The sequence below is a fragment of the Alcaligenes sp. PF14 genome (genome assembly GCF_037150615.1).
Taxonomy (GTDB): domain Bacteria; phylum Pseudomonadota; class Gammaproteobacteria; order Burkholderiales; family Burkholderiaceae_B; genus Alcaligenes; species Alcaligenes phenolicus.
Genome location: NZ_JBAGRS010000001.1, coordinates 233,197 through 254,226, shown reverse-complemented (window position 1 = coordinate 254,226; position 21,030 = coordinate 233,197). Strand labels below are relative to the sequence as shown.

General features: G+C 56.3%; 21 protein-coding genes. 8 read left to right on the top strand and 13 right to left on the bottom strand.

Features of this window, described 5'->3' with window-relative positions; genetic code table 11:
• Positions 1-72 precede the first annotated feature (72 nt).
• From WFM49_RS01135 to WFM49_RS01125, 3 genes are all read right to left on the bottom strand, one after another.
• Positions 73-1,386 carry a replication-associated recombination protein A gene (locus WFM49_RS01135; protein WP_254498958.1) on the bottom strand — a complete coding sequence of 438 codons (1,314 nt, stop codon included), beginning with the start codon at positions 1,384-1,386 and terminating at the stop codon, positions 73-75.
• A gap of 124 nt (positions 1,387-1,510) precedes the next feature.
• The gene (lolA, locus tag WFM49_RS01130) at positions 1,511-2,137 is read right to left on the bottom strand and encodes an outer membrane lipoprotein chaperone LolA (protein WP_009456740.1); all 627 of its coding nucleotides are present in this window, start codon (positions 2,135-2,137) and stop codon (positions 1,511-1,513) included.
• Positions 2,127-4,502: a DNA translocase FtsK gene (locus WFM49_RS01125; RefSeq protein ID WP_031232634.1), complete on the bottom strand. Its 2,376-nt coding sequence runs from the start codon at positions 4,500-4,502 to the stop codon at positions 2,127-2,129. The genes lolA and WFM49_RS01125 overlap by 11 nt, the downstream gene beginning before the upstream one ends.
• A gap of 43 nt (positions 4,503-4,545) precedes the next feature.
• Here WFM49_RS01125 and trxB point away from each other — a divergent pair, with 43 nt between their 5' ends.
• The gene (gene trxB, locus WFM49_RS01120) at positions 4,546-5,502 is read left to right on the top strand and encodes a thioredoxin-disulfide reductase (RefSeq protein ID WP_009456742.1); all 957 of its coding nucleotides are present in this window, start codon (positions 4,546-4,548) and stop codon (positions 5,500-5,502) included.
• Positions 5,489-6,256 carry a Smr/MutS family protein gene (locus tag WFM49_RS01115; RefSeq protein ID WP_009456743.1) on the top strand — a complete coding sequence of 256 codons (768 nt, stop codon included), beginning with the start codon at positions 5,489-5,491 and terminating at the stop codon, positions 6,254-6,256. Before trxB ends, WFM49_RS01115 begins: the two co-directional genes overlap by 14 nt.
• 249 nt (positions 6,257-6,505) lie before the next feature.
• Here the strand turns inward: WFM49_RS01115 and WFM49_RS01110 are convergent, their stop codons facing one another.
• From WFM49_RS01110 to WFM49_RS01095, 4 genes are all read right to left on the bottom strand, one after another.
• Positions 6,506-6,832: a tetratricopeptide repeat protein gene (locus tag WFM49_RS01110; RefSeq protein ID WP_009456744.1), complete on the bottom strand. Its 327-nt coding sequence runs from the start codon at positions 6,830-6,832 to the stop codon at positions 6,506-6,508.
• A gap of 215 nt (positions 6,833-7,047) precedes the next feature.
• A complete protein-coding gene (locus tag WFM49_RS01105; RefSeq protein WP_009456751.1) occupies positions 7,048-8,094 on the bottom strand; it encodes a hypothetical protein in 1,047 nt (348 codons plus the stop codon).
• Positions 8,095-8,162: 68 nt separating this feature from the next.
• On the bottom strand, positions 8,163-9,494 hold the full coding sequence (locus WFM49_RS01100) for an MFS transporter (RefSeq protein ID WP_336971266.1): 1,332 nt from the start codon (positions 9,492-9,494) through the stop codon (positions 8,163-8,165).
• Positions 9,495-9,553: 59 nt separating this feature from the next.
• Positions 9,554-10,051 carry a flavin reductase family protein gene (locus WFM49_RS01095; protein ID WP_009456753.1) on the bottom strand — a complete coding sequence of 166 codons (498 nt, stop codon included), beginning with the start codon at positions 10,049-10,051 and terminating at the stop codon, positions 9,554-9,556.
• 291 nt (positions 10,052-10,342) lie between these two features.
• On the opposite strand from WFM49_RS01095, the gene WFM49_RS01090 reads away from it, so the two are divergent.
• Positions 10,343-10,648, top strand: coding sequence for a Dabb family protein (locus WFM49_RS01090; RefSeq protein WP_250755933.1), 306 nt, complete (start codon positions 10,343-10,345; stop codon positions 10,646-10,648).
• Positions 10,649-10,795: 147 nt separating this feature from the next.
• On the top strand, positions 10,796-11,692 hold the full coding sequence (locus WFM49_RS01085) for a PaaX family transcriptional regulator (protein WP_250755934.1): 897 nt from the start codon (positions 10,796-10,798) through the stop codon (positions 11,690-11,692).
• Positions 11,693-11,706: 14 nt separating this feature from the next.
• On the opposite strand, the gene WFM49_RS01080 is transcribed toward WFM49_RS01085, so the two are convergent.
• The 3 genes from WFM49_RS01080 to icd all read right to left on the bottom strand — a co-directional run bounded on the left by WFM49_RS01080 (position 11,707) and on the right by icd (position 15,845).
• Positions 11,707-13,041 (bottom strand): carboxylesterase family protein, encoded by a 1,335-nt coding sequence (locus tag WFM49_RS01080; protein ID WP_336971263.1) that lies wholly within the window; start codon positions 13,039-13,041, stop codon positions 11,707-11,709.
• Positions 13,042-13,044: 3 nt separating this feature from the next.
• Positions 13,045-14,280: an acyl-CoA dehydrogenase gene (locus WFM49_RS01075; protein ID WP_035274528.1), complete on the bottom strand. Its 1,236-nt coding sequence runs from the start codon at positions 14,278-14,280 to the stop codon at positions 13,045-13,047.
• 308 nt (positions 14,281-14,588) lie between these two features.
• Entirely contained in the window at positions 14,589-15,845 is a 1,257-nt protein-coding gene (gene icd / locus WFM49_RS01070) for an NADP-dependent isocitrate dehydrogenase (protein WP_026483219.1), read from the bottom strand.
• A 267-nt stretch (positions 15,846-16,112) separates the two neighbouring features.
• On the opposite strand from icd, the gene WFM49_RS01065 reads away from it, so the two are divergent.
• The gene (locus tag WFM49_RS01065; RefSeq protein ID WP_009456762.1) at positions 16,113-16,541 is read left to right on the top strand and encodes a DUF1841 family protein; all 429 of its coding nucleotides are present in this window, start codon (positions 16,113-16,115) and stop codon (positions 16,539-16,541) included.
• Positions 16,542-16,555: 14 nt separating this feature from the next.
• Here WFM49_RS01065 and WFM49_RS01060 read toward each other — a convergent pair whose 3' ends face one another.
• Together WFM49_RS01060 and WFM49_RS01055 are read right to left on the bottom strand one after the other, a co-directional pair.
• Positions 16,556-16,924, bottom strand: a complete 369-nt coding sequence (locus WFM49_RS01060) for a c-type cytochrome (protein ID WP_336971260.1) — start codon at positions 16,922-16,924, stop codon at positions 16,556-16,558.
• A gap of 16 nt (positions 16,925-16,940) precedes the next feature.
• Complete coding sequence (locus WFM49_RS01055) at positions 16,941-17,297, bottom strand: c-type cytochrome (RefSeq protein ID WP_009456766.1); 357 nt, start codon at positions 17,295-17,297, stop codon at positions 16,941-16,943.
• Positions 17,298-17,513: 216 nt separating this feature from the next.
• Between WFM49_RS01055 and WFM49_RS01050 the strand changes: the two genes are divergently transcribed.
• The 3 genes from WFM49_RS01050 to WFM49_RS01040 are packed head-to-tail and all read left to right on the top strand — an operon-like array spanning position 17,514 to position 20,155.
• A complete protein-coding gene (locus WFM49_RS01050; protein WP_009456767.1) occupies positions 17,514-18,371 on the top strand; it encodes an AAA family ATPase in 858 nt (285 codons plus the stop codon).
• A gap of 1 nt (position 18,372) precedes the next feature.
• Positions 18,373-18,993: a GNAT family N-acetyltransferase gene (locus WFM49_RS01045; protein ID WP_009456768.1), complete on the top strand. Its 621-nt coding sequence runs from the start codon at positions 18,373-18,375 to the stop codon at positions 18,991-18,993.
• On the top strand, positions 18,983-20,155 hold the full coding sequence (locus tag WFM49_RS01040) for a vWA domain-containing protein (RefSeq protein WP_009456769.1): 1,173 nt from the start codon (positions 18,983-18,985) through the stop codon (positions 20,153-20,155). The genes WFM49_RS01045 and WFM49_RS01040 overlap by 11 nt, the downstream gene beginning before the upstream one ends.
• A gap of 126 nt (positions 20,156-20,281) precedes the next feature.
• Here WFM49_RS01040 and WFM49_RS01035 read toward each other — a convergent pair whose 3' ends face one another.
• Positions 20,282-20,995 carry a DUF2968 domain-containing protein gene (locus WFM49_RS01035; RefSeq protein WP_031232639.1) on the bottom strand — a complete coding sequence of 238 codons (714 nt, stop codon included), beginning with the start codon at positions 20,993-20,995 and terminating at the stop codon, positions 20,282-20,284.
• Positions 20,996-21,030: the final 35 nt, after the last annotated feature.

Below are 21,030 nucleotides of genomic sequence, written 5' to 3'. Positions count from 1 at the left end.
CAGCACAGCGCAAGCAGTACGGAGATATCGGGAAATACGGGGGTGACAGGTCAGGCAAGCGCCTGTCCTGTCTTAGGTGTCTTTTTTACCGGCCTGCTCATCCAGCTGACGCAGGCGCTCCATTTTTTCAGCAATCTTGATTTCCAGACCACGAGGCACGGGCTGATACCAATGCGGATCGGGAATACCATCTGGCAAGTAGGTCTCACCCGCCGCGTAGGCATTGGGCTCGTCATGCGCATAGCGATACGCATGACCGTGGCCCAGCTCTTTCATCAGCTTGGTGGGCGCGTTGCGCAAATGCACTGGCACTTCGCGGCTTTTATCCTGCTTCACAAAGGCGCGGGCCTGGTTGTATGCCATATAACCGGCATTGCTCTTGGCTGCGATAGCCAGATAAATCACGGCCTGCCCTAACGCCAGCTCCCCCTCGGGGCTGCCCAGGCGCTCGAAGGTCAAGGCTGCATCGTTGGCAATTTGCATGGCGCGCGGATCGGCCAGACCGATATCCTCCCAAGCCATGCGTATGATGCGGCGCGACAAATAGCGGGCATCAGCCCCGCCGTCCAGCATCCGGGTCAGCCAATACAAGGCGGCATCCGGGTTGGAGCCGCGCACCGATTTATGCAAAGCAGAAATCTGGTCGTAGAAATTGTCGCCCCCCTTGTCAAAACGCCGGGAGTTCAGGGTCAGCGCATTTTGCAGGAAGTCTGTCGTGACCAGCTCGGTGCCGGAAGTCTTGGCGGCCGTATTGGTCTGCTCCAGCAGGTTCAAAAAGCGTCGGGCATCGCCGTCGGCATAACCGATCAAGGTGTCGACGGCTTGATCCTCAAACTCCAGGCCATCCAGGGTATTTTGTTCCTGTACACGGCGTAGCAGGAGTTTGAGCTCATCATCCGTCAGGGATTTGAGCACATAGACTTGCGCCCGCGACAGCAAGGCCGAATTAACCTCGAAGGACGGGTTTTCCGTGGTGGCACCAATAAAGGTCACCAAGCCGCTTTCAGCATAGGGTAGAAGCGCGTCTTGCTGAGACTTGTTGAAGCGGTGTATCTCGTCCACAAACAGGATGGTGTGCTTGCCCATGGCCAGATTCTGCTGGGCCTGCTCCATGGCGGCTCGGATATCTTTCACGCCTGAAAAGACGGCGGACAAGGCGATGAACTCGCATTCGAATGCACTGGCCGTCAAACGTGCCAGCGTGGTTTTACCCACGCCGGGAGGCCCCCAGAAAATCATGGAGTGTGGTTTGCCGGACTGAAAAGCCAAACGTAGTGGCTTGCCCTCGCCCAGCAGGTGAGACTGCCCTACCACCTGATCCAGAGTTTTGGGGCGTAGTGCTTCGGCTAAGGGTGCAGCGGGTTCCTGAGCGAACAAATCACGCATGGCGATCGCCCTTCCTAAAATGGCAAGACCTGGCCAAGCGGACCAGGTCTGTATTGAAAACTTGTTTTGTCAGAGCCAGCTAAGTGCTGACCCTGACGATAGCGGCACAAAAACAGAATGTGCATCAAGGCATGGAGACGACATCCACTCCGGCAGGAGCCTTGAACGTGAAAGTACCCAAGGTAATCCGAGGGTTCGGTTCCAAGCCGGTGAAGTCGATATACGTGGTTTGCCCGAACGAGTCCTGCAACTCCAGACGACGTGGCTCACGATCCTTGAAGCCGATGTCTACGTAGGAAAAGCCGGCATCGCTTTGCAACGGTGTGGCTCGGATCCACTCCAATCCATCCCGTGCATCTTGCTCAACCAGACGGAAGGAGTCTTCCAGATTGCCAGTACCAAACAAGATCGCAGCAGGCGAAGCGCCGATGGACTGGTCCACACCACGCTCGGTGACCTGAGCCAGATCCGGGTCGTATTGATAAAGCAGCTTGCCGTCAGACACGATCAACTGTTCATAAGGGCGTTGCACATGCCATTTGAACTGGCCAGGGCGCTGAAACACGAATTGCCCGGATTGCGGCGCACCTTTGGACTGGCCGTTGCTATCGACCGTACGCTGGGAAAACTCGCCTTTCGCAGCACGCACATCTTGCACAAAAGAGCGCAATTGCTCGCTGGCCGAAGCGGCCATGGTCAAGGCAGGTGTAGTGGCCAGCAACATGCTGACCAGCAGTGTCTTAATCTTCATCTTTGGCACCTCCTGCGGGGACCAGAATTTCACGGTTACCGTTAGGCTGCATAGCCGATACCAGACCGGCTTGTTCCATTTGTTCCAGCAGTCGGGCTGCCCGGTTGTAACCAATACGCAAATGACGCTGCACCGACGAAATCGAAGCGCGACGATTCTTGATAATGACTTGAACAGCCTGGTCGTACAGCGGGTCCGCTTCAGCATCGACCATGCCAGTAGCGGGGTTGACCCCCTCACCCGATTCGCCTTCGACAGCACCTTCCAGCAGGCCTTCGATGTAATCGGGTTCGCCGTGTTCTTTCAAGTGTTCAACCACGCGGTGAACTTCCTCATCGCTGACAAAAGCGCCGTGCACTCGTTTAGGCAAGCCTGTACCGGGAGGCAGATAGAGCATATCGCCCATGCCCAGCAAGGTTTCCGCCCCCATCTGATCCAGAATGGTGCGCGAGTCAATCTTGGAGGACACCTGAAAAGCAATACGGGTAGGAATGTTCGCCTTGATCAGACCTGTAATCACGTCCACGCTAGGGCGCTGAGTAGCCAGGATCAGGTGGATACCAGCCGCACGGGCTTTCTGGGCCAAACGAGCAATCAACTCTTCGATCTTCTTGCCCTGCACCATCATCAAGTCTGCCAACTCGTCAATAATGACGACAATCATGGGCAGAACAGACAACGGCTCGGGAGCGTCCGGCGTCAAAGAGAAAGGATTGGGGATAGGCTCTTCACGCTTTTGCGCTTCGCGTATCTTGGCGTTGTAACCGGCCAAATTACGCACGCCCAGCTTGCTCATCAAGCGGTAGCGTTTTTCCATTTCGGCCACACACCAGTTCAAGGCGTTGGACGCCAGACGCATATCCGTGACCACCGGAGCCAGCAAATGAGGAATGCCTTCATAGACACTCATTTCCAGCATCTTGGGGTCGATCAGGATCAGGCGCACGTCTGCCGGGTCTGCCTTGTACAGCAGCGACAGAATCATGGCGTTAATCCCCACGGACTTACCGGAGCCGGTTGTACCGGCCACCAGCAAATGAGGCATCTTGGCCAGATCCGCCACCACGGGTTTACCGGCAATATCCTTGCCCAAAGCCATGGTCAGCAAGGAAGCACTGCTGTGATAGGTCTGCGAGCCTACGATTTCCTCCAGACGCACCATTTGGCGGCGGGGGTTGGGCAGTTCCAGGCCCATCAGGTTTTTCCCGGGAATAGTTTCCACCACCCGGATGCTGACCAGACTCAAGGCACGGGCCAGGTCTTTGGCCAGATTCACGATCTGGCTACCCTTCACGCCGGTGGCAGGTTCAATCTCGTAGCGCGTAATGACCGGCCCCGCCTGGGCGGTCACCACCGTCACAGCAACACCGAAGTCCGACAATTTCTTTTCAATCAGGCGCGAGGTGAACTCAATGGTTTCCGGCGACACCGTTTCTACATTGTCAGAGGCGGGGTCCAGCAGGGACAGCGGAGGCAAATCGCCCGCTTCGCCAGCCTGACGAGGCGCCTTGAACAAGGTCTGCTGCTTCTCTTTCTCGACGCGCTCGGATTTGGGCACAGCCACAAAAGCAGGTTCGATACGCACAGGCTGTTCGTGGACCAGTTGCTCCTGCTTGGCGACCACGCTTTCCGTGCGCTCGGCACGTTTGACCTCGCCCACGCGACGATCCTGACGGGCTGACCAGAAAGTCATCAAACGGCGAATCGTCCCCTCAATGAAGCCGCCCAGACGTTCTGCCAACGTCAGCCAGGAAAAACCGAAGAACAAACTGGCTCCGCCAGCGAGCAGGCCCATCAGCACCAGAGAGGCTCCACCAAAGCCTATCGAAGTTACTAATAGTTGCGATAATAATTGGCCTAACTGCCCACCAGCCCCCGCAGGGAGCTGCCATTGCTGGCCCAGATCTTTAAAAAACAGCGATTCCAGGCCCATGCTGCCCAGAAACAAAAAGAAAAAGCCTATGCCAATTTCCCAGCGCACCCGAGGCAGAACATCCTCGTTTTTAGTGCTGGGCAAAAGCAAAGCGGTCAGACGGTAAAAGCCCACGGCCACGCGCTGCACCAGCAGCACCACCCAAAGCCAGGCCGTCAGACCAAACAGAAACAAGAGGAAATCGGCGATGTGGGCACCAAAGATGCCCCCGCCGTTTTGGGTCAGACCCGAGTGCACGGAATGCGACCAGCCGGGATCGCCCGGATCCCAGGTTGCCAGTACCAGGCCCAGCCAGGCTGCCAGAGCAGCGAAGATAATCCACCGTGCTTCGCGCAGCAGTCCTGTCAGGCGCTGTTGCAGGGCTGAAGGCCCATTACGCACATTTTTGGATGACCGGGACGAACGAGGGGATGTTGCAGGTATTCTTGCCATGGACTCATTATAATTGGAGATCGTCTTTTTCGGATTTTCTGTGATGTCGACTACTAAGCACGCAAAAGTACTCATTCTGGGCTCAGGCCCGGCCGGCTATACCGCAGCGATCTACGCAGCCCGCGCCAACCTCAACCCCGTCTTGGTCACCGGCATGGAGCAAGGTGGCCAACTGATGACCACCACAGATGTAGATAACTGGCCAGCCGATGCCCAAGGCGTCCAGGGACCTGATCTTATGGCACGTTTCCAGGCTCATGCGGAACGATTCGAAACAGAATTAATCTTTGACATGGTGTCCTCGGTTGATCTGTCCACCCGTCCCCTGACCCTGAATGGTGATAGTGGCACAGTCTACACCTGCGATTCGCTGATTATTGCGACAGGCGCCTCTGCCCAATACCTGGGCCTGCCAACCGAGCAGGAATTCATGGGCCGTGGCGTGTCCGGTTGCGCAACATGTGATGGTTTCTTCTACAAGAACCAGGACGTGGTCGTAGTCGGTGGTGGCAATACCGCCGTGGAAGAAGCCCTGTACCTGTCCAATATTTGCAAGACCGTGACCTTGATTCACCGTCGCGATACCTTCCGTTCCGAACCCATCCTGACCGACAAGCTGATGGACCGCGTCCAGAATGGCAATATCCAGCTGAAACTGCACAGCGAACTGCAAGAAGTGCTGGGTGACGCTTCGGGCGTGACAGGTGTGCGCATCATCAATAACCAGACCCAGGCCACTGAAGACCTGGCTGTGACTGGTGCCTTTATCGCCATCGGCCACAAGCCCAACACCGGGATCTTTGAAGGCAAGCTGGAGATGCACGACGGCTACATCACGACTCGCAGCGGTCTGAAAGGCATGGCAACCATGACTTCCGTTCCTGGCGTCTTTGCCGCGGGCGATGTGCAAGACAATATCTATCGTCAGGCCATTACCAGTGCAGCCAGCGGTTGCATGGCCGCCCTGGACGCACAGCGCTGGTTGGATGAAAACAAATAAGCCCAAAGCCGTAGGGCGTAGTCTGGCAGACCTGAAGAAGTTACAAGGTCAGGTCCGCCAGGATCTCAATCCGCCCCCGGCCCCCGCCCGTCCCCAGGCTCGCAAGCGCCCCCGCCCACCGGATCCCGGTGGCAAGCCAGCCAAACTGGCTCCTGCCAGTAATGCTACAGCGGCCCAAGACCCCGTTTCCTTATTGGACCCCAGCGACAGGGCCTGGCTACGCCAGTCCATGCGGGACGTCGCCCCCTTGAAAAAACGTGGTCAAAGCGTAGTCATGAGCCGTCCTGCGGCTAGCCCGGAACAGTTGGAGCAACGTCGTCGCCACGCGGTAGGTGCGCCCACCAGTACGCCCGCCCTGCCCCAGGCCTCTGACCAATATGTCAGCGTGCAAGGTGAAAGCAACGATCTACGACATTTGCGTGCTGGCTGTGGCACCGATGTCTTGCGCGATCTGGAACGCAACCGTTGGCCGATTGAGTCCAGCCTGGATTTGCATGGCTCGGATCTGGAACAGGCCCGCGAGCGACTGGACAACTTTCTGCGCTCCTGTCTGGAGCACGGCGTGCGCTGTGTACGAATTGTCCACGGCACGGGCTACGGCTCGCGCAATGGCGAACCCGTTTTGCGTCATGCCGTGCGTCGCTGGTTAACCCAGCTGCCCAGCGTTCTGGCTTATATGGAGTGCGCGCCCAACGAAGGTGGGCAAGGTGCCGTCAAACTGGTGCTGCAAGCCATGTCCGAACCCGGTGTTTGATTTTTTCCATTAGGTACAGACGTAAAAAAGGCCAGCTTTCGCTGGCCTTTTTTTTATTGTTGTTATGTTGTACTGCCTATTGCTTTTATAATAGTGACCGTTTTATTTCGGTCTTTGTTGCCCAGCGTTGCGGGGCTATGTCTCCTCACCTGCATGGAACGTATTGTGCCCCATTTATAAAGCTGTCACACTTAGGGAATGCACTGATACCCGCATGATAAGAAAATATCAGTCGCCCATTCGCAGTCTTTATTCTGCTGCCTGGTCCAAAGCCTTCACGGCCCGCTTCAAAAACACCTGCATTTCTTTCTCAGCCTGCTTGTCGCCCTGCTCTTGGGCAATCACCAAGCCCTGCTCCAGAATTTCCCTGGCCTGTTTGAATTGCTCCAGGTTCACCAGCACCCGGCCCAACAGCTTCCAGGCTGCGGTGTAACGCGGATTCATTTCCACGGCTTTGGACAAATGTTCGCGAGCCGCTTCCAAATCGCCCTCGCCCATACATGCATTGCCCAGGCCAAAGCGCAACAAAGCATTATCCTTGCCTGCCGCCAGTAGCTTCTCCAATCCTTCGCGCATAATCCGTACCCTTGAAAACAAAGCAAGGCTGGGTCGCGCTGCCTTCACACAAAACAAAATAGCAGCAACGACACGCCTGCACAGCTTGATGACTATTGAACCATCTAGCCATAAACCATTGAGCTTGGTTTTGTACCACGGAATATCAAAGGGCGGCCTCAGCCGGCCGGGCTCTGTAGACCCATTCTCCTGCTGGTACCGCCCTGGCTAGCGCTTTAGGCCAGATCGCCTTGCAACACCCCCTTGCTGACGACTTCACGGCCATCCAGGCTAACCGTGCAATTGCGCATTGGGTAGTCGAAGTGGCAATCGGAGAAACGACCCGCCGCTGGATTTGCGCCCGTAGAGAAAAGAAAGTTACCGGCAAAGGCGCGCAACTCGGTTCCGTTGGTATCGCGCTTGTCATACATGGCCATGGAGTCCCAGCGAGCCGCCGGTGCCATGCCCCAGCCCACATGACTGACCGCATAGGCATCCTTGTCATTCCAACTGGCGTAATAGGAGCGGATCAAATCGGCATCCACGCCCTTGCCCTCAATAGCCACGACATAATCGTTTTCGATACGCAGGGTCACCGCCGATTCCAGATAGCGCTTGAAGGTCAGGTTCACATCTCCACTATCCAGCACCAGCGTGCCATTCACACTGCCATTGCTGGGGTAGCAAATGCACAGGCCAGCAGGCCAATACCCAAAGCTGCCCGGCTTGTCGGCTATCCCGGCACTGCCGCGCCCGATCACACCCGCCAGGCTGACCGTCAGGTCCGTGCCGGCTTCGGAGCTAATGTGCATGACACTGGCATCGGTAATCAGCTTGCCGCCAATATCGCACTTGCTTTGCAAATCAGGACTGGGTTTGACCCGTTCCAGAATCTCGGGATGCTCGTCGCTGATCATCATGATGCGGGCACCTTTGGCCAGCAGTGCGGCACGCTCGGGCGAATGCAGCAGCCCTTCTACGGTGCAGTCCACAATGAACTGGCTGCCTGCCAAAGCCTGGACAATCGGGTCCATACCTTCCAGCGCCAAAGACGTCCCGGTCGAGCGCAGGGCAATATTGCTTTTCAGACGTGGCGAGACCAGTTTCACATGGCAAACCCGTGCCCCCATTTGCGTCAGGGCCAACTCAGCCAGCTCGGCCAGCACGGAGCGCGATTGCGTCTCGGACAGCACGACTGCCATTTCGCCGGGTTGTACTTTGCACAGTCCAAACACTTCTACAAAATCAGCAATCCATTTGCCTTCAATATGCTCACGCAACATCTCACTACTCCTAGAAAATTCAAAAAAGGCGCTGCGCGGCTCTTTCAGCCGGGCAGCGCCTGTACACATCAGTCGTGCAAATCCTTGCCCTTGGTCTCGGGCGAGGCAATGGTGGCCCACAGGGCCAGAACGCACAGGCCGATCAGGTACCAGTCAAAAACCTGCTTTTGATTGATGGAATGCAGCCAGGCTTGCAAATAGGGAGCGGTCCCGCCCGTCAGGGCACCAGCAACCGAATAGGGCAAGCCCATGGCAACCGCACGAATGCGGGTCGGAAACTGCTCGGGGAAAAAGGCCGGCATGATGGCGGTGGGTGCCGAGATCAACAGCATGCCGCCCGCCATGAACACCACCAGACGCCAGATCTCGCCCTGGCCGCCAGTCAGCACCATGGTCAGCGGGATGATGCTGATGATTGAACCGATGGAGAAGAAATACCAGTTCGCCTTGCGACCAAACCGATCCGAAAATGCGCCCCAGAAAATCAGGCACAGAATCAGAAAAAGATTGGCCCCCACCCCCACCCACAGCACTTTGGCGGCAGGCATGCCCAGGGAGGTAATGGCAAAGGTGGGCGCCATGATGGCCCAGACGTAATACAGCACGGTGCCGCCGGCCGACAAGGCAAATACGCGCAAGCAGGCACTGCGATACTTCCAGACCTCCGACCAGAACACGCGTGCGCCCGGGCGCGCCGTTTTGCCTGCCGCTTGCGCTGCGGCCTGACGGGCTTTGAACATGGGAGTTTCATCCAGCTTTCTACGCAGATACAGCGCATATACCCCCAAGGCCCCACCCAAGACAAAAGGCACACGCCATGCCCAGGCCCGAACAACATCCTCACCCAGCAGACTGGTCAGGCAGGCACTGAGCAACACAGCCGCCAATACCCCGATCGTGACAAACACAAACACGGAGGAAGACCACAGCCCACGTTTATGAGCAGGTGCCATTTCGGTGACATAGGTGAAGGAAGAAACCACCTCCCCACCGTGGCCAATCCCTTGCAACAAACGGCCCATCAACAAAAACAAGGCGGCAATCGGCCCCACCATGTCATACGTAGGAGCAATACCAATCACCAAACTGCCCAAGGCTGTCACCAGCATGGACAGGGTCATGGTGAAACGCCGCCCCTTGCGATCGGCCAACCAGCCAAAAAAGATGCCTCCCAGCGGGCGCATGAAAAAACCCACAGCAAATACTGCCAGTGTGCCCAGCAAAGCCGCCAGCGGGTCCTCACTATGGAAAAACTGCTTGGCAAAATAGGCGGCAAAAATCGAATAAGCCGTCCAGTCGTACCACTCCAGGGCGTTACCCGCCCCAACCCCCAAAATAACGCGTCGACGCTGCGCGGCAGTCATGGGCTGCTCGCGCAAAGATGGTGTATGTGCGTCCAAGAGATGTCCCCTTCACTGTGATAGTTATGCTTCTTGTTTATTGTTTTTGATCCGGTGGCTCAGGCCACCAACTGCGTGAAACGAGAACGATGAAAGATCAGTGGCGAAATTTCGCGCTCGATCTGCACATCGTGGATAAGCAATTGCACGGCATCGTGGTCCCCGGCGGGATGCACTTGAAAAACACTGCAGTCAAACCAGACTGATGCCCCTTGTATATGGACGGCCCCCTCCTCGGTCAGCTCGACCTCGATATCGCTGAAGCGGCTGTCCTTGTCCGGTCCGGCCAGCTGACGGCAAATAGCCGCATGTTCAGCACTCAAAATTGACACCCCCAGACGCGAGGCGCGAGACAGCAGCGCCCAGGTCGAGGAACTTTTCTGCACAAAAAAGGCGGCCAAAGGCGGATCCAGCGAAACCCCTACGGAAAAACTGGACGCAACAATGACTTGCGGCTTGCCATCGAGTACGGCGGCAATGGCCGCTACCCCGGATGGAAAATGTCCGAAGGCTTCGCGCACCACCCTGGCTCCCAACCCACTTATGTTTTCTTTCATGACGATGACTCTGCTCAGGCGTTAAAGACCCAAAACCCAAAATGAGGCGAGCTCTGCGACAACACACTCGCTTGGCCTTAATTCTGTTTCGATCGTCATTTATTTGCAATAACAAAATAGGTAAACGAGGATGGTTTTTGTTGAATTTAGGTATTAACCCTATGAAAATTCGTCGTTTTAAAAGCTATAGGCCTATACAATCCATCTGAATATTATTGCGTATTATGTTTCGTCATTATTTATTTGCAATAATCTATAAGCTTAAAACCTCTCGGACTCCACAAGGACAGCATGTATCTACATATCGTTTTGATGGCACCCCACACCCCTGTCAGCCCGGAATTGGAACCCAAGCTGGACCAGGCCTTTATCCGCATACATCAGGAATGCTCAGACATAGAACGCTTTGAATGGGTGCCGAACCTGTCACGCAGTTCGGCGCGCTACAGCCATGCCCTGCTGTCTGTATTCCGCACTCAAGAGGCACTGGACGCCTACAGACAGAGTGATGCTCACCAGGCCATGCTGGATGCCATCGCCCCGCACATTCAGGACATCGTCGTGCTGGACAGCGTGCTGGAGAAAAGCCTGCCCTAAGAAGCTCAAGCTGGCGCCCTGGCAAACAGGACGCAAGCAGCCCCAGTGCGGCTACGCTAGCGCCGCCGGGGCACGCACGGTAAAATGGCCCGCTACAAACCTACTATCAAAAATGGGTAGCAATCAGCCCCACCACCGGAAGACAGAATGAAAGCAAGCGTCGCGATTGATGAGTTCATCGCTAGCCGAGACCATGGCGAGCACGAGCAACTTGCCCCGCACCACTACATTCTGACGCTCTACGGTCTGTTCGCCCGCCCCACCGGCGTCATCATTCCCGTGGCCAGCGTGGTTCAACTTCTGGCCGACCTGGGCGCTGAACCATCCAGCGTGCGCTCTGCCATTTCCCGGCTCAAGAAAAAAGGCGTACTAGTTAGCCGACAAGCCGCCTCGGGCAAAGGCTATGCCTTGGCGGCCGAACTGGAGCCGCATATGCAGGCCGGTGACGAGCGGATTTTTTCCTCCCCCTCCATGAATATTCGGGACCCCTGGCTGCTGGTCTCCTTCTCCGTTCCTGAAAGCGAACGCCAGAACCGTCACAAGATTCGTACAGGCTTGGCTCGCATGGGGTTTGGCACGGTAAATGCGGGGCTGTATATAGGTCCGGCGCGCTTGCAGGCAGAGGCTGTCGAGTACATACGCGAGCACCAACTCTGGCCCTATATTGAGCTGTTCACCTGCGAACCCAGTGGCCTGAGCGATATTCAGGAAAAGATCTCCCGCTGGTGGAATTGGGACAAGCTGGCCAATGAGTACCAGGCCTTCTTGAACTCGTATCAACACGAAGTTGAAGCGTGGCAAACCGCTTTACGCCAAGGCACGGCCGACCCTTTGGAAGCCTTCCGACTCTATATGCCTATGGTGACACGCTGGCGCAGACTGCCCTTTCTGGACCCAGGCCTTGCACCCGAGCTATTGCCAGACAACTGGGTAGGCAATACGGCCCGCAAATTGTTCGGTGACTTGCATCGACTGCTTAGTCCCTTGAGCTCGCAACACGTGCAGCAGGCCATTCCAAACTGGAAGGCCCGCGGCACGGAGTAAACCTGCTCCTTTAGTCAGGCCCCTGCAAAGCGTGCGATGTCGCCCATCAAATCCTGGGCGATGCGCTCAAACCGCTCTGGCGTCACCCCCTGCATCATGGGTGCATCCTGCCAGGCCCGGAAGTTGCCAAACTGGAAAGGCAAATCAAAACAATGCCCGCTGAACACCGCTTCAAGCGGGCTTTGTTCCATGAAGTGACGCCAAACCACCGAGCGCCCCGCTGCCTTCAGACTAGCCGCATACTGCGTGGGAAAACGCTGAAACTGCAACCAGGACGACGCGGCCACCACTTGCTGATACGGCGTCAGACCCGATCCTGCTCCCTGATACACCCCATTTCGCAGCAGGCTGTCTGGCAAATCTCCCACAGGCCATACACCCAAAGCCTGATCGACCTGCTCTTGCGTCGCCTGCCGATGAAAAGGCACGTCAAAAAAGAACACCGAGGACTCTTGGGCAGTACAACGCAGATACACCGCCTGCGCATGGCAGGCTTGTGCCGCCCAGTCAGGATTCAAGAAGTCGGGCGGCATCCCGGCGCTGGCCACAGGCAAGAATGCCGAAGGAGCATGAGCCAAACGTGGCGGCTCTTTGTCCAAGGCCATCATGCCGTGCTGCATCAAGATATCCACGTTCACCGTCAGCCACTGATCACCCAGGCTTTGTCGCAGGCGCTCTGTGGTTATTTTTTGTTGCTCGGGTGACCAAGGCATGCGCGTTCCCATGCTGAGCAAAGCCACACGATCAATCCAACCTCGCGTGGACTCCAGCACGCTGAGCAAATGCGCATACCAGCCACCCGCCGATTGCCCTATCAAGGTAATCTTGTCCGGGTCTCCGCCAAAGGCATGGATACGATCCTTCACCCATTGCAGTGCCAAGAGCAGGTCGGCTGCCGGCAAAGGCAAATCGTCAGCTTGTGCATCGCCCAGGTGCCCCAAGGCACCCAGACGGTAATTCACATTGACCACCACCATGCCCTGCGCTGCCAGGCGGGTGCCGTCATACCAATCCAAAGAAGCGCCACCGCTCACCCAGGCTCCACCGTGGATAAAGAACAGTACGGGCAGACCTTGTGCTTGCGCAGGTGCCCACACATTCAAAAAATAAGCGTCTTCAGATTGAGGATTGGCACTGCCTGCTCCCATGACCGCCGCAAGACGGCTGGGGCGCTGCGGGAATACGGGCACCTGATCCAGAGAGGTCGCTGCCACTCGCCCCGTCGCCGCCTGCGCCGCTTCAAAACGACGCGCCCCCTGGGCGTAACGCAGGCCATACCAGGCCTGCACCTCTACGCTATCGGCATGACAACGTCGCGAGGGAGCATTGACCAGCAATGTCGCCGTCATGGTTTAGAGCTTGTTGGAAATGTAAGGCGTACCGGTCATGCCGTTACCGTGTAGCTCATAACCCATAGGGGCGGTAATCGAAGCATGGCGAGTACCTGTATTAATATCCCGCCACATGCGGCCCAGCAAACTATTTTCCGCAAAAGAGGCCGTGCCATGTAACCAGCACAGATTGTTCACCGCATCCACCAGTTCGTGTCCGGCATGGCCGATTCCGGCGCGGTGACGAGCACGTAGCTCCAAAGGCATGGGCACGGTGCCAGAGGCAGCAGCATCAATTTGAGCCGCAGCGCGTTCCAGCAATAAGCGGGCACCATCAATCTGAATACTGGCCGTTCCCAGGTTCTGCACAAATGCCCCCGAATCCGACTGCTTCTTGTAATGGGTATAGGTAATGCCGCGCTTGCCACTGACACCAGTAGTGAAATCCACGGCAGCTTGCGCGGCCCCTAAAGATGGCGCTTGAATGCAGGTGGACATGGTCAGGTGCGGCGTCAAACGACGACCAAATGTAGCCAAGGGATCTTGCTCCTGCACATCACCCATCAGTTGCTGAAACGTAATCAGGCGCTCTTTGGGCACCCACAGGTTTTCTGCCACCATGGTGTTGGAGCCCGAGCCGCGCATACCGATGGTGTACCAGGTATCCTGAATTTCAAACTCATCACGACGCATCAGCACAAAGCCCACGGTGGGCTCGACCTGCTCGTTTTCCTTGATGAACAAAATCCCCAGTGCCCAGTCCGAGTGATTGCTGTTCGAGGCAAAAGGCCACTTGCCCGTAATGCGCCAGCCATCGCCATCCGGCGTTGCCGTGCCTTGGGGTTGGGCAAAAATGGACGCTGCACGGATTGGACCGTCTGCAAACACCTCATCGAGCATGGCATCGCTAAAGCGGTTGGCCAGCATGACCGAACCATTAGAGATCACCACACACCAGGCTGCTGCCGGATCGTAATAGCCCACGGCGCTGGCACATTGCAAGAGCATCTCCGCCCCACCCTCATAACCGCCGTAGCGCTTCAAGGCCGAAATGCGCCAGGCCCCGGTTGACTCCAAAGCCTGAACCGCCTCGTCTGACAACATGCGATTACGGTCAGCCTGCGGGGCCAACTCACGTAGCAGCGGGCCGATCTCGTGGATACGCTCCAAAATCTCCTCTGTCTCCTGACGGGATGGCGCCTGGGTAACGGTGATCCGCTCGCGCTCGGCGACCAATGTAGCTCCTGTGATAGTCATAACAGCTCCTTAGAATTATTTAATATGGCAAATTTATAGCTATCGTCAGTTAATCGCAATATTAATAATCATGGAAAACGCTAAACCCGCTTGTTTTATTGAGTTTATTCGGGTTTTCACCTAGTAAATATCATCAACCAAGCTTATTTTTAATTGCATAAAAGTAACGATCAAAAATATTTTAAGCATAAGCAAAGCAGAAAAAAGAGAGAGAAAATGGCCTGCGCCAGCATGAGACGAAAAAAAACCGCCGACCCGAAGGTCGGCGGTTTCTCATGCAGAAAACCGGCTTTAACAGCCTGTATTCATTACATGTTTTCGATCATGACATCGCCAAAGCCGGAGCAGGACACTTGAGTCGCGCCTTCCATCAGACGGGCAAAGTCATAAGTCACTTTACGCGAGGTGATGGATTTTTCCATGCTGGAGATGATCAGGTCAGCAGCTTCGGTCCAGCCCATGTGACGCAGCATCATTTCGGCAGACAGGATCAGCGAACCGGGGTTCACGTAGTCTTTGCCAGCGTACTTGGGAGCAGTACCGTGGGTGGCTTCAAACATGGCCACGGAGTCGGACAGGTTGGCACCGGGAGCGATACCGATACCACCCACTTGAGCAGCCAGAGCGTCGGAGATGTAGTCGCCGTTCAGGTTCAGTGTGGCAATAACGTCGTACTCGGCAGGACGCAGCAGAATCTGTTGCAGGAAGGCGTCAGCAATCGAATCCTTGACGATGATCTCGCGACCAGTCTTGGGATTCTTGAATTTGCACCATGGGCCGCCGTCGATCAATTCAGCGCCAAATTCTTTTTGAGCCAGTTCGTAAGCCCAATCACGGAAGCCACCTTCGGTGAACTTCATGATGTTGCCCTTGTGAACGATGGTCACGGAAGAGCGATCGTTGTCGATGGCGTACTGGATGGCCTTGCGCACCAGGCGCTCGGTACCTTCGCGGGACACAGGCTTGACACCGATACCGGAGGTATTGGGGAAGCGGATCTTGTTCACGCCCAGGGTGTTTTGCAGGAAGTCGATCAGCTTCTTGGCGCTTTCGGACTCGGCAGCAAATTCGATACCAGCGTAAATGTCTTCGGAGTTCTCGCGGAAAATGACCATTTCGGTCTTTTCTGGCTCACGCACAGGCGAAGGAACACCCTTGAAGTAGCGCACTGGGCGCAGGCAGACGTACAGGTCCAGTTGCTGACGCAGGGCCACGTTCAGGGAACGGATGCCGCCGCCAACGGGAGTGGTAAGAGGGCCTTTGATGGACACGACGTAGTCTTTAACGGCATCCAGAGTTTCTTCTGGCAGCCAGACGTCGGAACCGTACACCTTGGTGGATTTTTCACCGGCGAACACTTCCATCCACTCGATCTTGCGCTTGCCGCCATAAGCCTTGGCAACAGCAGCGTCGACCACTTTGATCATGACTGGCGAAATATCCACGCCCGTACCATCACCCTCGATGTAAGGAATAATGGGTTGATCGGGAACATTCAGGGAAAAATCCGCGTTAACTGTAATTTTCTGCCCCGACGCGGGGATCTTGATATGCTGATAGGACATGGATGCTCCAGTTGTGCTCCAATATTAGGGATAGCTAAACACGGAACGCTTTCGCGTTTCCGAAGTCTTATATAAGAGTTTAACTTAATTCGCGCGTATTCAGGCACCTGTAAACTCAAAGCTTGCCAAAAATGCTTGCATTCTTGGCAACTTATCCATTCTACACGGCCCCGATTGCAGCTTGTGCCGGCCTTGCGCCCCCACCATTTCACGCAAAACACGCGCCGAAGATTCGCATTTTCTGACTATTTTTATCTCGATTCCACCATGTTCAACCCCTCTCGCGAGCAGGTTCGCCAATTTTTCATTGAAGCTTGGGACAAGCACCAAAGTGGTCATCTGCTGACCGCTCTGGAAACCATGGCGGTGGACCTGGTGCAACAGCACCCTGAATACCACGACGACTTGCGCAACGCCGACGCCGTCAACCAGGACTATTCCGTGGAGCAAGGACGCAGCAATCCCTTCCTGCATCTGTCCATGCACCTGGCTATCAATGAACAACTGTCCATTGACCAGCCTCCAGGCATCAAGGCGGCGTATCAGCGCTTATTGACCCGGCACGATCAGCACGCCGCAGCGCACATCATTATGGAAGCGCTGGGCGAGGTGATCTGGGAAGCACAACGTCTGGGCACACCGCTGAACAACGAGCGCTATATCGAATTGATTTTGCGCCACAGCACGCGCGACTAAAGCCGCAGGCTGCCTTACTTTCTATTGCTCAAGGGGCCGGGCTGACGCGACAGCCACACGGAGATACTGTCGATATCCGCCTGGCTCATGGTATTGGCCATAGCCCCCATGACGGCATTCTTGCGGATATTGGACGTTGCCGGTGCCCCGGCCTGCCCACGCTTGTAAGCCATCAAGGCCTGCCGCAAATAATCGGCATGCTGACCGGCCAGAATGGGATATTCCGGGTTCAAGGGCGTTTTCGCATCGTCACCATGACAGGATGCGCAATTCAGATTCTTCCAGGCTTCCCCGCCTGCCTTGACCAGATCCTCAGCGGCCATTGCCTGACCGGCCACCCCGGCCATCAGCCCGATTGCCACCAGCAAGACTGTTTTTCTCATAGGTGCCTCCCCGTCCTCAAGGTTTGTTGCCCGCGTAGTACGCGGCAATATCCGCCATGTCCTGTTCGGACAAGCTCAGCGCAATGGCTTGCATGGTGGGGAAGGTTCGAGCGCCGCTGGCATACTCCTTGAGCGCTGCTTCTATATAAGCAGCCCCCTGCCCGGCAATCATGGGGACGTGATAGACCTCGGGAAAGCTGGCCTTGTAACCGGGCAAGCCATGACAGCCTATACACATGGAGATCTTGTCGCGCGCCGCCTCGGGATTGGCCTTGATCGGCTCGGAATCCTGCGCCTGGGCTGCCCAGGGCAGACAGGAGCTTGAGGCCAGAAGAAAGAAAGAGACATACCGCTTCATTTGCAACTTCATCATCGCTATTCGCTTTGTCGTGGAGTTGAAAACGGTCCGGGTCAGGCTCTGCGTCTATTGCAGCAAAAAGGAATCAACGCGACACCTGGCTCTGTGATGCTGACCGACGAGTACTGAGTCGATTGTATGATAATTGCCAAGGATGACTGATACTAGTATTTATACCCGAGTTTCTATTCTTGACAGATCAACATTTTAAGTACAAGTTTGAGCCGATTTATGACTACTACGACCCGTTTTGAAGGCACCGATCAGTACGTTGCCACTGATGATTTGAAGCTGGCCGTCAACGCCGCTTTGACGCTACAACGCCCTTTGTTGATCAAAGGTGAACCCGGTACCGGCAAAACACTGCTGGCCCTGGAAGTGGCCCGTGCCCTGGGACGCCCCCTGCTGCAATGGCACATCAAGTCCACCACCAAGGCCCACCAGGGCCTGTATGAATACGATGCGGTGTCGCGTCTGCGTGACTCCCAGTTGGGCGATGAAAAAGTCCGCGACATTGGCAACTACATTGTGCAGGGCACATTGTGGCAAGCGTTTGAGTCCGAGGAACCCACGGTTGTTCTGATCGACGAAATCGACAAGGCCGACATCGAGTTCCCCAACGACTTGCTGCAGGAACTGGACCGCATGGAGTTTCATGTTTATGAGACTCGCCAGACCGTCAAGGCGCGCCATCGTCCCTTGATCATCATTACCTCCAATAATGAAAAAGATCTGCCCGACGCCTTCCTGCGCCGCTGTTTCTTCCATTACATTCGCTTCCCCGAGCGCGAAACCATGGAGCAGATTGTGGCGGTGCATTACCCCAATCTGCGCAGTGACATTCTATCCAGCGCCCTGGATACCTTCTTTGCCCTGCGAGATGTTCCCGGCCTGAAGAAAAAGCCGTCTACCTCGGAATTCCTGGACTGGCTGCGTCTGCTGCTGGCCAACGACATTCCTGCCGATGCCCTGCACGAGCTGGATGAAGGCTTGCCCCCTATGGCCGGTGCCTTGCTGAAAAACGAACAGGACTTGTCCTTGATGCAGCGTCTGGCCGCTATGAGCCAACGCAGCCAGCGCCGGAGCTGATATGCAAACAAGCGCTTTTTCCCAGCCATTGGCCCCCGTGACACTGGAAGGATGGGACGTGCGTCTGGAACCTTTGCAACTGGCGCACGTGGAGTTACTGGATGCCGCGGCTGCCGATGGCGAACTTTGGAATGTACGTGTAACCAGCGTGCCCGCCCCCGGCCAGGCCCAGGACTATGTAAAAAAGGCGCTGGACGGCCTGGAGCAAGGCCATATGCTGCCCTTTCTGGTGCGTGACCTGAGAACAGACCGGGCTGTCGGCACTACGCGCTATCACGACATTATTGCGCCAGTGGCCCGCCTGGAAATCGGCTACACCTGGTACGCCCGCAGCGCCCAGCGCAGCCACGTCAATACCGCGGCCAAACTGCTCCTGCTGCAATATGCGTTCGAGACCTTGGGAGCCGGAGTCGTGGGCTGGCGTACCGACCACCTGAATTTCAAATCCCAGCAAGCCATCACCCGGCTGGGAGCGCGTTTCGATGGTCGTGTCCGCCACCATGCCATCCGCCGCGATGGCACGATACGCGACACCATGTTCTACAGCTTGATGGCAGGCGAGTGGCCCGATACCCGCGCCCACTTGCTGGACAAACTAAGGCAGCACAGCCATGTTGCTTGATTTCTTCTACCACCTGCGCGAACGCGGCCTGCCGGTCTCCATTCAGGAACACCTGACGCTGCTGGACGCCTTGTGCAAAGGCATCATGCCGCCCACGCTGGACGATTTCTATCATCTATCCAGACTGGTTCTTATCAAAGACGAAACGCTTTACGACCGCTTTGATCTGGCCTTTGGGGAGTTCTATCAGCCGCAGCTGGAAGCGCTGGCCAAAGATAAAACCCTGCCCGAGGACTGGCTGCGCAAAACCCTGACGCGCAACCTGACTCCGGAACAGAAAGCTGCACTGGAAAAGCATGGCTTGGAAAAGCTGCTGGAGATGTTCAAGGAACGTCTGAAAGAGCAGCAAGGGCGTCATGCAGGCGGCAACAAGTGGATTGGAACCGGCGGCTCCTCGCCGTTTGGACATGGTGGCTATCATCCCGAAGGTATCCGCATTGGTGGCCCTTCGGCAGGGAACCGTACCGCCATCAAGGTCTGGGAAAAGCGCGAGTTCGTGGACTACGACGACCAGCAAGAGCTGGGCACACGCAACTTCAAGATGGCGCTACGACGCCTGCGACGCTTTGCACGTCAGGGCGCCCCCACTGAGCTGGACCTGGACAGCACCATACGCGAGACGGCTCGCAATGCGGGCATGCTGGATTTGCAAATGCAGGCCGAGCGACAAAACCGCGTCAATGTACTGATGTTGCTGGATATAGGCGGCAGCATGGATGACCACATCGCCCAGGTTGAATCCCTGTTCTCGGCCGCACGTTCCGAATTCAAACACCTGGAGGCCTACTACTTCCATAACTGCGTGTATGAGTCGGTATGGCGGAACAACTCACGCCGCCAAAGCGAACGACTGGAAACCTGGGATTTGCTGCGCAAGTACAACGAGGACTGGCGCGTCATTATCGTGGGCGATGCCACCATGAGTCCTTACGAGATCATGGCCCCAGGTGGTTCTGTCGAGCACTACAACAAGGAAACCGGCGCAGCCTGGCTGCAAAGACTGAACGACCACTGGCCACGTATTGCCTGGCTCAACCCCGAGCCGCAGGCTTACTGGCCGTACCGCCAGTCCATTGCCATCATTCAGAATCTGATGTCCGACCATATGTACCCCGTCACCAGCGCAGGGCTGGAGGAGGCAATGCGGTACTTGTCGCGGTAGCATCAGACCTCTATCAAGCAGCAAGTTAAAAGACCCGAATTTCGGGTCTTTTTTTATTTACGATTAAAAAACCCGCAGAGTCTTGCGACTGTGCGGGCTTTCAATCAGGCTTTGCTATTGCAGCGATCAGCGACCTCGTTGACGCTGCAACATCCCGGCACGCTGTCGCTCCAGATCCTTGATCTGACTCTGCAATTCACGCAACTGCTCTCGGGCTTCACGCTCTTGTTCGGCCAGCGCCTGGGCTTCGCGACGGGACTCCTCGCGCTGAGCAATGGCCAAGGCCTCTTGCTGACGCTGCAACGCCAAGTCGTTCTGCAGCACGGTCAGTTGATCGGCGCTTTCATTCAATTGCTTTTCAGCCTTGGCAACTTCAGCCTGCAGCTTGATGCGCTCCAGATCGGCGGCGGCATAGTCCACCGTGTCCTGACGGTACTGGGTGTACATGCGCTCGGCCAGGGATTCGTCGGTGGTCTTGAAGACGCGCCAGAACTCGCGCTGCTGGAACAGGGCCACGTAGTAGGTCATGCTTTCGGCAGAGAACAACAGACTGGCACCGAAGCGGCCGTTATAGGCGGTACGCAGCTCTTGCACGGCACGGGCCTGAATCAGCTGCTGCAACTGAGCCACAGTGGTGTTTTGATAAGCCGGGGCCGCTGCGGGCGCTGGAGCAGCGGCTGGAGCCGCAACCGGGGCTACCTCTTCAACCTCTTGTTCCTGGGTTTGCGCGACCACGGGCCGCTCTGGCTCCTGCACCAAAGACACCGAGCTACACGCTGACAATAAAAGAAGTCCCCCCAAGGACAGCAACACCGCCGTCTTCTGACTAAGGTTCACCATACCCATCCCTTGATAAACAATTTTTTTGTGTTTAG